Annotated in this window: 11 protein-coding genes; 9 read left to right on the plus strand and 2 right to left on the minus strand. The window is 71.0% G+C overall.

Annotated features, from left to right (window positions below; translation table 11 throughout):
• Window positions 1-34 precede the first annotated feature (34 nt).
• From ACSMHG_RS08990 to ACSMHG_RS09015, 6 genes are all read left to right on the plus strand, one after another.
• The gene (locus ACSMHG_RS08990) at window positions 35-1,696 is read left to right on the plus strand and encodes an ABC transporter substrate-binding protein (RefSeq protein ID WP_435743869.1); all 1,662 of its coding nucleotides are present in this window, start codon (window positions 35-37) and stop codon (window positions 1,694-1,696) included.
• 91 nt (window positions 1,697-1,787) lie between these two features.
• Complete coding sequence (locus ACSMHG_RS08995) at window positions 1,788-2,816, plus strand: ABC transporter permease (protein ID WP_435743871.1); 1,029 nt, start codon at window positions 1,788-1,790, stop codon at window positions 2,814-2,816.
• Window positions 2,816-3,802 (plus strand): ABC transporter permease, encoded by a 987-nt coding sequence (locus ACSMHG_RS09000; RefSeq protein WP_435743874.1) that lies wholly within the window; start codon window positions 2,816-2,818, stop codon window positions 3,800-3,802. The genes ACSMHG_RS08995 and ACSMHG_RS09000 overlap by 1 nt, the downstream gene beginning before the upstream one ends.
• A gap of 119 nt (window positions 3,803-3,921) precedes the next feature.
• Window positions 3,922-4,884 (plus strand): ABC transporter ATP-binding protein, encoded by a 963-nt coding sequence (locus ACSMHG_RS09005; RefSeq protein ID WP_435743877.1) that lies wholly within the window; start codon window positions 3,922-3,924, stop codon window positions 4,882-4,884.
• The gene (locus tag ACSMHG_RS09010; RefSeq protein ID WP_435743880.1) at window positions 4,868-6,232 is read left to right on the plus strand and encodes an ABC transporter ATP-binding protein; all 1,365 of its coding nucleotides are present in this window, start codon (window positions 4,868-4,870) and stop codon (window positions 6,230-6,232) included. Before ACSMHG_RS09005 ends, ACSMHG_RS09010 begins: the two co-directional genes overlap by 17 nt.
• Before the next feature lie 195 nt (window positions 6,233-6,427).
• The gene (locus ACSMHG_RS09015; protein ID WP_435743882.1) at window positions 6,428-6,709 is read left to right on the plus strand and encodes a hypothetical protein; all 282 of its coding nucleotides are present in this window, start codon (window positions 6,428-6,430) and stop codon (window positions 6,707-6,709) included.
• A gap of 169 nt (window positions 6,710-6,878) precedes the next feature.
• On the opposite strand, the gene ACSMHG_RS09020 is transcribed toward ACSMHG_RS09015, so the two are convergent.
• On the minus strand, window positions 6,879-7,736 hold the full coding sequence (locus ACSMHG_RS09020; protein WP_435743884.1) for a RecB family exonuclease: 858 nt from the start codon (window positions 7,734-7,736) through the stop codon (window positions 6,879-6,881).
• A 212-nt stretch (window positions 7,737-7,948) separates the two neighbouring features.
• Between ACSMHG_RS09020 and ACSMHG_RS09025 the strand changes: the two genes are divergently transcribed.
• From ACSMHG_RS09025 to arc, 3 genes are all read left to right on the plus strand, one after another.
• Window positions 7,949-9,028, plus strand: coding sequence for a M50 family metallopeptidase (locus ACSMHG_RS09025; RefSeq protein WP_435743886.1), 1,080 nt, complete (start codon window positions 7,949-7,951; stop codon window positions 9,026-9,028).
• A gap of 10 nt (window positions 9,029-9,038) precedes the next feature.
• Entirely contained in the window at window positions 9,039-9,995 is a 957-nt protein-coding gene (locus tag ACSMHG_RS09030) for a tRNA (adenine-N1)-methyltransferase (protein ID WP_435743889.1), read from the plus strand.
• 105 nt (window positions 9,996-10,100) lie between these two features.
• Window positions 10,101-11,849 (plus strand): proteasome ATPase, encoded by a 1,749-nt coding sequence (arc, locus tag ACSMHG_RS09035; protein ID WP_435743891.1) that lies wholly within the window; start codon window positions 10,101-10,103, stop codon window positions 11,847-11,849.
• Between the two features lie 133 nt (window positions 11,850-11,982).
• Here arc and ACSMHG_RS09040 read toward each other — a convergent pair.
• On the minus strand, window positions 11,983-12,549 hold a 567-nt coding region (locus ACSMHG_RS09040), incomplete at its 5' end, for a class I SAM-dependent methyltransferase (protein WP_435743893.1).

A 12,549-nucleotide genomic window follows, 5' to 3' on the forward strand; every position in this document is an offset into this window, starting at 1 on the left:
CCGGATCTTCAGAAGGTGGGTCCGCTCGAGAGAGGTGACGGACGTGGTGCTGGGTGCGGGCAAGACGAACAGGAAGACCGATCGGCCCCAGCGCCGCGCAGCCGGCAGGGGGGCGGCGACCGGACTCGCCGTCGGTCTCGTCGCCGCGACGCTCGCCGCGTGTGGCGGGGACGACGGCGGCGGGGGCGCGGGCGGCGGCGAAGCCGCCGGAGAGCCATGGATCCTCGGCACCACCGACAAGGTGACCTCGCTGGACCCGGCTGGCGCCTACGACCTGGGTTCCTGGACGCTGATGTACAACACGTACCAGACACTGCTCACCATCCCGGCCGGCGAGAACGAGCCGGCCGGTGACGCCGCGGAGTCGTGCGAGTACACCGACCCGCAGACCTACCAGTGCACCTTGCGCGAGGGCCTCACTTTCGCCAACGGCAACGAGCTGACCTCCAGCGACGTGAAGTTCAGCCTCGAGCGCAACATCAACATCGCTGACCCCAACGGCGCTTCGGGGCTGCTGGCGAGCCTCACCGACGAGAACGGCGAGCTGGCATCGAACGCCATCGAAACCCCCAGCGACACCGAGATCATCTTCAACCTCTCCAAGCCGGACACGACGTTCCAGTTCGTGCTCACCACGAACGCCGCCGCGATCGTCGACGAGGACAGCTACCCCGCCGACTCCCTGATCGAGCCGGCACAGGCCGTGGGCTCGGGACCCTTCATGATCGAGCAGTACGAGGACGGGCAGCAGGCCGTGCTCACCGCGAGCCCCGAGTACGAGGGCATCAAGGAGCCGCAGTCCGAGCAGGTCTTCGTCCAGTACTTCCAGCAGCCGGCTCAGCTCAAGCAGGCTGTCGAGAACGGCGACGTGGACGTCGCGTGGCGCTCGCTGAGCCCGACCGACATCAACGACCTCCGGGGCACCGACTCCGTCGAGGTGGTCGAGGGCGAGGGCTCGGAGATCCGCTACTGGGTCTGGCAGCTGGGCACCGAGACGGGCGAGCAGGCGGCGGTGCGTCGCGCAGCGGCGGCCATCATCGACCGGGAAGCGATCGCCGAGAACGCATACGCCGGCACGGTCGATCCGCTCTACTCCCTCGTACCGCCCGGCTTCCCGGGCCACATCGAGGCATTCGCGGATGAGTACGAGGGTGCCAGCGCAGAGGAGGCGCGGCAGATCCTCGACGAGGCGGGCGTGGACGTGCCGGTCCAGCTGACGCTCGGCTACACCCCGTCCCACTACGGGCCGAACGCCGTCGACGAGGCGACCGAGCTCGGCCGGCAGCTGGAGGACAGCGGTCTCTTCGAGGTCGAGACCAAGAGTGCGGAGTGGACGCAGTACCAGGACCTCTACAAGGAGGGGGCCTACGACCTCTTCCAGCTCGGCTGGTTCCCCGACTTCCTCGACGCTGACAACTACCTCGCGCCGTTCCTGGTCGACGGTGGCTTCTACGCCAACAACTACTCCAACCCTGCCGTCAACGAGCTGGTCGCAACGGAGCAGGCCGCCTCGGACCCGGTCGAGCGTGAAGAGGCCTTCCAGGAGCTGCAGCGCATCGTCGCTGAGGAAGTCCCGCTGATCCCGAGCTGGGTCGGTCAGAACCTCGCGGTCACCGCACCGGGCATGAGCGGGGTCGAGGAGACCCTCGACCCGTCGTTCATCTTCCGGTTCTGGACGGTCGCCAAGGAAGGCTGAGGACGGTCGGTGGGGCGACGGGCGCGTCGCTCCACCGGCCGGCCGGCCGCCGCCCTGCTCGCTGACCGTCGACCCACCCAGGAAGGACACGATGGCGTCCGCCAGCGGCTCTCTCGCCCGCTACGTCGTGCAGCGCCTGCTGCTGATCATCCCCATGGTCTTCCTCCTGACGACCATCGTCTTCCTGCTGCTGCGGGTGGCTCCCGGTGATCCGGTGTCGGCGACGGTCGGAGGCCGGCTGAGCGAGGACGCCCTGAACTCGCGGCGTGCCGCACTCGGGCTCGACCGCCCGCTGCTGGTGCAGTACCTCGAGTACCTCAAGGACGTCGCGACCCTGAACTTCGGCCAGACCATCACCGACAACCGCGCCATCATCGACATCGTCCAGGAGAACGGCGGCGCGACGCTGACGCTCTCGGTGGCGGCGTTCCTCGTGGCGCTGATCATCGGACTGCCGTTGGGCCTTCTCGCCGGCCGGGTGCGCGACACCTTCCCGGATCTGGTCATCCGGATCTTCGGCGTGGTCACCTACGCCGCACCGGTCTTCTACTGGGGGCTGCTGTTCCAGCTGTTCTTCGCCGGGAGGTTGGGCTGGTTCCCGGCGAGCGGAGCCGCCTCGCCCCGGACGATCTTCGAGGTCGAGGAGGTCACCCACATCCTGCTCGTCGACGCGCTCATCTCGGGGAACATGGAGGCAGTGCTCGACGTGCTCGAGCACCTCGTGCTCCCCGCGATGACGCTGGGTCTGCTGCTCAGCGGAATCTTCATCAGGCTGGTGCGGGTCAACGTGATCCAGAGCCTGCAGGGCGACTACGTGGAGGCGGCACGGGCCAGGGGCATCCCGGAGCGCCGGGTGATGCGAACCCACGCCTTCAGGAACGCCCTGGTGCCGGTGGTCACCGTGATCGGACTGCAGGTCGCGCTGCTGCTCTCCGGTGCGATCCTCACCGAGGCGACCTTCAACTGGCCAGGCCTCGGCAACGAGCTGGTGCAGTACATCAACAACCGGGACTACGCCGCGGTGCAGGGCATCATCACGCTCTTCGCCGTGGTGGTCGTCGTGGTCAGCATCCTCATCGACATCGTCAACGCCCTCATCGACCCGAGAGTGCGGTACTGATGGCCACCACCCGCGGCGCCATGGTGCGCATGCTCAAGACCACGACCTCGCCGTTCCGGCAGACCACCGGCCTGGCCCGGTGGATCCTGCTGACCGGCGCCGTCCTGCTCGGCCTCTTCGTCGTCATGGCGCTGTTCGCGCCGTGGATCGCGCCGTACGACTTCGGCCAGGTGCGGGCCGACGGGGAGCGCTTCCCCCGGTCGGCACCGCCGGGCGGCAGCTTCTGGTTCGGGACGACGACGAACGGGTCCTACGACGTCTTCTCACGGGTCGTCTGGGGGGCCCGCACGGCCCTCGAGGTCGTCATCATCGCCGTCACGCTCTCGCTCGCCCTCGGTGCGCCGCTCGGGCTGGTCTCCGGCTACGTCGGCGGTGTCCTGGACCGCGTGCTGGTGCTGCTGATGGATGCCCTCTACGCCTTCCCCTCGCTGCTGCTCGCGATCGTCTTCTCGTTCCTGCTGAGCGACCTCTTCGGCGGCGGTGTGACCGCCGCGGGAGTCGCGTTGACCGTCATCTACGTGCCGCAGTACTTCCGCGTGGTGCGCAACACGACCGTCAGCGCCCGGGAGGCAACCTACGTGGAGGCCGCCCGCGCCATCGGTGTGCCGAAGCGCACGATCATGTCGCGCTACCTCTTCGGCAACGTCATCCAGAGCGTGCCCGTCATCGCCACCCTCAACGCAGCCGACGCCATCGGGACTCTCGCCGCCCTGGGCTTCCTAGGCCTCGGCATCCAGCCGAACGAGGCCGCCGAGTGGGGCTACGACCTGCAGCGGGCGCTGCCGGACGCTGGGGCCGACATCTGGTGGACCGGCGTGTTCCCCGGTGCCGCCATCGTCCTGCTTGTCACCGGCCTCACGCTGGTCGGCGAGGGCCTGAACGAGACCGTCAACCCGACCCTGCGAAAGCGGCGGATCCGGCCGTTCACCCTGCCGGAGCGCGGAGCGGTCACGATGGAGACCGGGAAGGGACAGGTGGACCTGTGAGCGCGGAGGCCCACCGCCCGGACCTGCTCGCCGGAGGACGGCCCGTATCCGACGACCCAGTCCTCGAGGCCCGCGGGCTGCGGATCTGGTACGGCGCGGAGCGGGGTCCAGTGCGCGCCGTGGACGGTGTGGACTTCACCGTCCGCCGCGGGGAGACCCTCGGACTGGTGGGGGAGTCCGGCTGCGGCAAGTCGTCCCTGGGCCGGGCCCTGATGGGCCTGCTGCCGCCGGGCGCCCAGATCGACGGTGACCTGCGCTTCAAGGGCCAAGACCTCCTCTCTCTCTCGCCGCGCGAGCGGTTCGCCCTGCGCGGCGAGGAGCTGGGGATGATCTTCCAGGAGCCGCTCACCCGGCTGAACCCGCTGATGCGGATCTCGGAGCACTTCGCCGAGACACTGCGCGCCCACCATCCCGAGCTCGAGAAGGAGGAGGTCGAGCGACGCTCCCGCGAGGTGCTCCGGGTGATGGGCATCCCACCGACCCGTTTCCGGTCGTACCCGCACGAGTTCTCCGGCGGCATGCGCCAGCGCCTGATGATCGCACTCGCCCTCGTCCTGCGGCCGGCCTTCGTGGTGGCCGACGAGCCCACGACGGCGCTCGACGTCCTGGTCGAGGCGCAGATCATCCGGGTCCTCGCCGATCTCCGCCGCGAGTACGACACGGCGCTGCTCCTCATCACCCACAACCTCGGCATCGTGGCCGAGGCGTGCGACCGGGTCGCCGTCATGTACGCCGGGGAGATCGTCGAGATCGGCGATGCCCGGGCGGTCTTCACCGACCCGCAGCACCCGTACACCCGGGAGCTGCTGCGTTCCACGATCTCCCTTCGAACCACGGGCCTGGATTTCATCCCGGGTGCGCCGCCGGACCTGGTCGCGCCGCCACCCGCGTGCCGCTTCCACCCCCGGTGCCCCGACGCGATGCGCATCTGCGCCGACCAGCACCCCGTGCAGCGGGAGATGCCGACCGGCACCCGCACCCAGTGCTGGGCGGCCGACCAGCGGAACGGCCTGGTCGAGCTGGACCCGGCGGAAGCCACGCCCCTGGAACGTGAGGAGGTGTCCCTTGCCGACGAGGCCTGAGACGACAGCGACCGGCACGAGCGTCGACAACGTCCTCGACGTCGAGGACCTGCGCGTGCACTTCGACCTCAGCGGTGGCGCCCTGTCCCGTCTCCTCGGACGCCGTCCGAAGGTGGTCAAGGCGGTCGACGGCGTCGACCTCCACCTGCGCCGCGGTGAGGTCCTCGGGTTGGTCGGCGAGTCGGGGAGCGGCAAGACCACGCTGGGCCGCGCGCTCCTCGGGCTCGTCCCGGCCACCAGCGGACGGATCACCCACCACGGCCGCGGCGAGGGCTCCGGGCGGAAGGACACCGTCGTCACGGACCTCTCGGAGGGGCGACTGCGGTCGCTGCGCACCCAGGTGCAGATGGTCTTCCAGGACCCGAACGCCGCGCTGAACCCCTCGATGGACATCCAGACGGCCGTCGGCCACCCGCTCAAGGTGCACGGCCTCGCATCTGGTGACGAGCTACGGCGCCGCGTGGTCGATGCACTCGAGCGGGTCGGCCTGAGCCCCGTCGACCGGTTCCTCGAGGCGATGCCGAGCGACCTCTCCGGCGGCCAGAAGCAGCGGGCCGTGATCGCCCGGGCCATCATCCTCGACCCCGAGCTCGTGGTCGCCGACGAGCCAATCTCGATGCTCGACATGAGTGTCCGCGCCAAGATCCTGCAGCTGATGCTCGACCTCAAGCAGGAGCTCGACCTGACCTACGTCTACATCACCCACGACCTGGCGAGCGCCAAGTTCTTCTGCGACCGGATCGCCATCATGTACCTCGGCCGGATCGTGGAGATCGGACCGACCGAGGAAGTCTTCGCCGATCCCAAGCACCCCTACACCCGCGCGTTGCTCCGCGCGATCCCGGAGCCGGACCCGGACCGGTCGCTGCCTCGCGACCTGCCGCGTGGGGAGATCCCAGATGCGGCCAGCCCCCCGCTCGGCTGCGCGTTCCACCCCCGCTGCCCCGATGCGACCCCCGTCTGCGGATGGGAGGCCCGCGACCTCCGGGCGCTCCTCGAGGCGCACTGGGTGCGCTCACCCCCCGAGGAGTTCGAACGGGAGCAGGCCCTGGTCGGTGATCTCGACGTGCTCGACGCACCGGCCAAGACGGTGCGGCTCGCACCGGGGTCCGGGCGGCCGGCCGGAGAGGTCCGCGACCTCATCGAGCGGGTGCGTGCGGAGGACGAGGAGGACCCGTTCTGGCGCGGGGTCGCGCGGGTGGAGGAGGTGGCTGGCGGCGTCGAGGTGGAGTTCCACGACGGTGTCGACCCGCTCCTGCGGCGGACTGGAGGCGTGGACGTGGCTTGCGTGCTGCACCCCGAGCCGGTCACCACGGACCCCTGTCGGCCGGACGTCGAACGCGCCTGAACCGTCCTCGCTCCTCGGTGGTCGAGCTCGTCGAGGCCACGGCGCTCCTCGGTGGTCGAGCCTGTCGAGACCACGGCTCCTTGGTGGTCGAGCTTGTCGAGGCCACGGCGGCCTCCCCGTGACCGCCAGCTCGTTCGACCGACGCCGATAGCGTGGTGTCCCATTTCCGGGTCGCGGGGCTACCGTTCCAGCGTGATGAGCCTGCTCGACGCCGTGGCTGTCGTGGTGCTGCCTGCGCTGCGCTCGGTCTTCGACGACGACGAGGTCTCATCGGCCGAGCTGGCCTACTCAGACGACGGCGGCGGCCCGCTCACGCTGGCACTGACCGCTCGAGGTGAGACGTTCCACGACCTGGTCGTCCAGGAGGACGTCCCTCATACGACGGCGGAGGAGTGGCGCGAGCGCTTGCGCTCGAACCTGGTCGACTTCGTCGCGGAAAGCCGTTTCGGTTGGGGCGAGAACAGGGACGCCCGCTGAGCGCGACGCACCGCCATGCCGGTCACGGACCGAGGCAGTCCTGCCGGGAGGCGCGGACGTGGGCGGCCACCAGCATTCCTGGGCCGGAATGCACGGTGGGCTCCCGCACGCCCTGGTGACGCGGCCTGATCGCCAGGATGGCGGAATGCGCTCGCGGTCACCGACAGGATCAGGGCTCGACGGTGGGCAACGGCGGGGGAGTGCCGCCGAACTCCGGGCACAGCGAGCGGTGGTGGCACCAGTCGCACAACCGGCTCACCCGGGGACGCCAGTCACCGCTCTCCTCGGCGGCACGGATGGCGCGCCACACCGCCTCCACCTTCCGCTCCGTGGCGAGCAGGTCCGCCTCGTCGGGGGTGTAGCGCAGGATCTCGCCACTGCCGAGGTAGACCAGCTGGAGGACGGCGGGCACCACGCCCCGAGCACGCCAGAGCACGAGGGCGTAGAACTTCATCTGGAACAGCGCCCGGCCCTCGAACCCGGGCCCCGGCGCACGGCCGGTCTTGTAGTCCACCACCCGCACGGCGCCGTCCGGCGCGACGTCGAGCCGGTCGATGAAGCCCCGCAGCAGGAGCCGCGAATCCAGCAGGCTCTCGACGTACTCCTCCCGGGCTGCCGGCTCCAGCCGGCGCGGGTCCTCGAGCGTGAAGTACCGGTCGAGCGCCTCCGCGCACGACGAGAGCCATCCCGCCACCTCGGGCCCCTCGTCGCCGAAGAGCTCGCCGAAACCGGGATCGGCGTCGCGCAGCCGGGCCCAGGCGGGCTCGAGCATCTGGCGTGCCTGGGCCGGGGTGCGCTCCCCGGCGGGCAGGTCGAAGAGGTCCTCGAGCACCTTGTGCACGACCGTGCCACGCACCTGGTCCCGCGAGGACGGCTCGGGCAGCCGGTCGATGCTGCGGAAGCGGTAGAGCAGGGGGCAGGTCAGGAAGTCGCCGGCGCGACTGGGCGACAGCGCGCCGAGCACCTCGACGCCGTCGACCGGTGTCGACACCCGGTCGGCGGGGGAGAGGACCTGCTGGGCTTCCATGGGAGTGACCCTAGGTCAGCCCACCGACAACCGCCGGCATCCGCTGGCGTGCCGCTGGCGTGCCGCTGGCAGCCGGCGGCACGCGTGTGCCGCCGGCTCGCGTCGCGGGACCCCAGTAGCCTGATGCTGTGGCGGACCCCCAACCTCCCGGCGACGGCCCGGCTCCTCGACGTACTGCTGACCGCCCCCCGGGCACCTTCAAGGTGGGGACCGTGGCCGGCGCCGACGTCCTGGTCTCGTCGTCCTGGTTCCTGGTCGCGGCCCTCATCGCCGTGGTCGTCGCGCCGCGCGTGGAGGCCGTCGAGCCCGGCCTGGGCGGGCTGAAGTACGTCGCGGGGTTCGCCTTCGCGGTCGTGCTCTACCTCTCGGTCCTCCTGCACGAGGCCTCCCACGCGGTGATGGCCAACCGGTATGGCTTCCCGGTCAGCTCGATCACGCTGCACTTCCTCGGGGGGATGACCACCGTGGAGACGGAGGCCGTCCGTCCGCGGCAGGAGTTCCTCATCGCCGTCGTGGGACCGCTGACGTCGATCGCCGTCGGCGCCGCCGCCCTCGGGTTGTGGTTCGTCATGCCCGAGGGGCTGCTGCTGCTCGCCGTCGAGGGACTCGCCGTCGCCAACCTCCTCGTGGGTGTCCTCAACCTGGTCCCGGGCCTCCCGCTCGACGGCGGCCGGGTGCTCAAGGCTGCGGTGTGGGGTGCCACGGGCAGCGCCCACCGCGGCACGATCGTCGCGGGGTGGGGCGGCCGCGTGACCGCCGGGCTGGTGCTCCTGTGGCCGCTGGCGATGGAGGCGTGGGGCCTGCAGCCCGACCTGCTCGACCTCGTCCTGGCGCTGGTCGTCGCCCTCTTCCTCTGGTCCGGCTCGACCGCGGCGATCACCTCCGCCCGCATCCGGCAGCGGCTGCCCCGCCTCGTGGCGCGCGAGCTCGCCCGCCGTACCCTCGCCGTCCCGGCCGACCTGCCGCTCGCCGAGGCGGTGCGCCGGGCCCGCGACGCGGAGGCGGGCGGCATCGTGACCGTGACCACCGGCGGCGAGCCCGTCGGCCTGGTGAGCGAGGCGGCCCTGGCGGCCACGCCGGAGGACCGCCGGCCCTGGGTGGCGACGTCGACCGTCGCGCGCACCCTGGAGTCGGGCATGCGGCTCCCGGCGGACCTCGCGGGGGAGGACCTGGTGCGTGCGATCGGCCGCCACCCCTCGGGCGAGTACCTGCTGGTCGAGCCCGACGGCTCGGTGTACGGCGTGCTGTCGACCGTCGACGTCGATCGCGCGTTCCGGGAGTCGCCCCACTAGGGTCTCGCGCATGTCCGACGCCCTTCCCGACGTGCCCCGCGACGCCTGGTCCGGCGTCCACCGAGGTCCCCTCCGCGAGGGGGAGTGGGTGCGCCTGACCGACCAGAAGGGGCGCCGCCACAACTTCGAGCTGGTCGCCGGCAAGCGCTTCTTCTCCAACCGCGGGCACCTCGAGCACGACGACCTGATCGGCCGCGAGGAGGGCTTCACCGTCGCCTCGTCGGCCGGCGGGGAGTACCTCGTGTTCCGGCCGCTGCTCTCGGAGTTCGTCGTGTCGATGCCCCGCGGCGCGGCCGTCGTCTACCCCAAGGACGCCGCCCAGATCGTCGCGATGGCCGACATCTTCCCCGGCGCGCACGTCGTCGAGGCCGGCGTCGGCTCCGGGGCGCTGACCTGCTCGCTCCTGCGCGCCGTGGGGCCGTACGGCCGGGTCACGTCCTACGAGCGTCGCGAGGAGTTCGCCGACGTCGCCCGTCGCAACGTGCACCAGTTCTTCGGCGTCCCCGACGGGGAGACGCACCCCGCGTGGCGCCTGGAGCTGGGCGACCTCGCCGAGGCCCTCCTCGCCTCCGGCGACCGGTGCGACCGGATCATCCTCGACATGCTGGCCCCGTGGGAGTGCCTCGACGCCGCGGCCGGAGCCCTGCTCCCCGGCGGCATCGTCTGCGCGTACGTCGCCACCACCACCCAGCTCTCCCGGTTCATGGAGACCGTGCGGGTGCACGGCGGGTTCACCGAGCCCCAGGCGTGGGAGTCGCTCGTCCGCGACTGGCACGTCGAGGGCCTCGCGGTCCGGCCCGGTCACAAGATGATCGGCCACACCGCCTTCCTCGTCACCGCGCGGCGGATGGCGCCGGGGCAGCGGCCACCGCTGAAGAAGCGGCGTCCGGCCCCCGGCGCCTACGGTCCGGACTACGCCGGACCCCGCCCGCCCGGCGTACCGGTCGAGGACCCGGCGGAGGACTGAGCCGGCACGCGGCGACCGCGTCCGAATCGTGACCTCCCCAGCGGGTTGTCGCCTTCCGTTGTCGGATACCACGGGTAGGGTCGCTGAACACCAGGAGGTGTGCCGATGACATCTGAAGGTCCCCGCTCGGGCAGCCGCAGCCCCGAGGAGCTCGCCAGCCATGTCCGATTCCTCGAGGCCGAGGTGGCCGACCTCCGTCGCCGCCTCAGCGACTCGCCCTCCCACAACCGTGGCCTCGAGCTGCGGCTGGCCGACGCCCAGCGCTCGCTCGCCGCGGTCACCTCGCAGAACGAGCGCCTCGCCGGCACCTTGCGCGAGGCCCGCGACCAGATCATGAAGCTCAAGGAGGAGGTCGACCGGCTGGCACAGCCGCCGGCCGGGTTCGGCACCTTCCTCACCCGCAACGACGACGACACCGTCGACGTCTTCACCGGCGGGCGGAAGCTCCGGGTCACCGTCAGCCCCAACGTCGAGCTCGACGGCCTGCGCCGCGGCCAGGAGGTCATGCTCAACGAGGCGCTCAACGTCGTCGCCGCGCTCGACTACGAGCAGGTCGGCGAGGTGGTGATGTTCAAGGAGGTGCTCGCCGACGGCGACCGGGCCCTGGTCATCGCCAACGCCGACGAGGAGCGCGTCGTGCGGCTCGCCGAGCCGCTGCGCGGGGAGACCATCCGGGCCGGCGACAGCCTGCTGCTGGACTCCCGGGCCGGCTACGTCTACGAGAAGGTCCCGAAGTCGGAGGTCGAGGAGCTCGTCCTCGAGGAGGTCCCCGACATCGCCTACGAGTCGATCGGCGGCCTGCGCGGCCAGATCGAGCAGATCCAGGACGCGGTCGAGCTCCCCTACCTCTACCCCGAGCTCTTCAAGGAGCACGAGCTCAAGCCGCCGAAGGGCGTGCTGCTCTACGGTCCCCCCGGCTGCGGCAAGACGTTGATCGCGAAGGCCGTGGCGAACTCGCTCGCCAAGAAGGTCGCCGCCCGGACCGGCCAGGAGGGGAAGTCCTACTTCCTCAACATCAAGGGCCCCGAGCTGCTCAACAAGTACGTCGGCGAGACCGAGCGGCACATCCGGCTGGTCTTCCAGCGGGCGCGCGAGAAGGCCAGCACCGGCACTCCGGTGATCGTCTTCTTCGACGAGATGGACTCCCTGTTCCGCACCCGCGGCTCCGGGGTCTCCTCCGACGTCGAGAACACCATCGTGCCGCAGCTGCTCAGCGAGATCGACGGCGTCGAGCTGCTCGAGAACGTCCTGGTGATCGGTGCGTCGAACCGCGAGGACATGATCGACCCCGCCATCCTGCGACCCGGCCGGCTGGACGTGAAGATCAAGATCGAGCGGCCCGACGCCGAGTCGGCGCGCGACATCTTCTCCAAGTACCTCACCCCCAGCCTGCCGCTGCACGCCGAGGACCTCGCCGAGTTCGGCGGGGACCGTGACGCCACGGTCGCCGCGATGATCCGGGCGACGGTCGAGCGGATGTACGCCGAGACCGAGGAGAACCGGTTCCTCGAGGTCACCTACGCCAACGGCGACAAGGAGGTCCTGTACTTCAAGGACTTCAACTCCGGCGCGATGATCCAGAACATCGTCGACCGGGCGAAGAAGATGGCGATCAAGGACCTGCTCGAGCAGGAGCAGCGCGGTCTGCGGGTCGCCCACCTGCTCCAGGCGTGCGTCGACGAGTTCAAGGAGAACGAGGACCTCCCGAACACCACGAACCCCGACGACTGGGCGCGCATCTCCGGCAAGAAGGGCGAGCGGATCGTCTTCATCCGCACCCTCGTCACCGGCAAGCAGGGCACCGAGCCCGGCCGGTCGATCGACACGGTCGCCAACACCGGCCAGTACCTGTAGTCAGCACCGAGGAGGAGCGCTCGATGAAGTACGTCGTCATGATCGTCCTGGTCATCGCCGTCCTCGCCGTCGCGGCGATGGCGATGCGCAAGCGTCCCTGACCCCCCACCACCCCCGTCGGTCGCCCGCGGACTCAGTCCGCGGACGCGGCGGCGCGCCCGACGAAGCCGTGCAGCCAGGGCCGCGCCGCGGCAGGTCCCGGCAGGTCGGAGACCCGCAGCTCCGCCAGCTCCAGCCCCGCGGCCTCGACCAGCCGCGGGACGTCACGGCTGAGGTGGCAGCCTCCGGCCACCCGCTTATGCACCGGGTCCAGCCGCCGCTGCCACCGTGCCACGGTGGGATCGTCCGCGAGCCCGTGCTCGAGGAAGTGCACCGACCCGCCAGGGCGCAGCACCCGCCGCACCTCGGCGAGCGCCTGGGCCGGGTCGGGGATCGTGCACAGGGTGAACGTCGAGAGCACCGCGTCGTACGACGCGTCGCCGACCGGCAGGCGCTGGCCGTCCAGCCCGATCCGCTTCACGGGCACGGTCGCCCGCGCCCGGCGCCCGGCGGACATCTCCCAGGCGAGGTCGGAGGGCTCGACGACGTGCAGCGCGGTCACCCTGGCCGGCAGCAGGGCCAGGTTGCGACCACTGCCCGCGCCCAGCTCCAGCACCCGCCCGGCGAGGCCCTGGCAGGCCCCCCGGCGCAGCGCGGTCAC

The sequence above is a fragment of the Nocardioides ureilyticus genome (assembly GCF_051280745.1).
Classification (GTDB): Bacteria; Actinomycetota; Actinomycetes; order Propionibacteriales; family Nocardioidaceae; genus Nocardioides.

Bases quoted from the DNA above. Each gene is read 5' to 3' on its own strand.
- ACSMHG_RS08995 (WP_435743871.1), top strand. From the start codon at position 1,788: ATGGCGTCCGCCAGCGGCTCTCTCGCCCGCTACGTCGTGCAGCGCCTG.
- ACSMHG_RS09000 (WP_435743874.1), top strand. From the start codon at position 2,816: ATGGCCACCACCCGCGGCGCCATGGTGCGCATGCTCAAGACCACGACC.
- ACSMHG_RS09015 (WP_435743882.1), top strand. From the start codon at position 6,428: ATGAGCCTGCTCGACGCCGTGGCTGTCGTGGTGCTGCCTGCGCTGCGC.
- ACSMHG_RS09020 (WP_435743884.1), bottom strand. From the start codon at position 7,736: ATGGAAGCCCAGCAGGTCCTCTCCCCCGCCGACCGGGTGTCGACACCG.
- ACSMHG_RS09030 (WP_435743889.1), top strand. From the start codon at position 9,039: ATGTCCGACGCCCTTCCCGACGTGCCCCGCGACGCCTGGTCCGGCGTC.
- arc (WP_435743891.1), top strand. From the start codon at position 10,101: ATGACATCTGAAGGTCCCCGCTCGGGCAGCCGCAGCCCCGAGGAGCTC.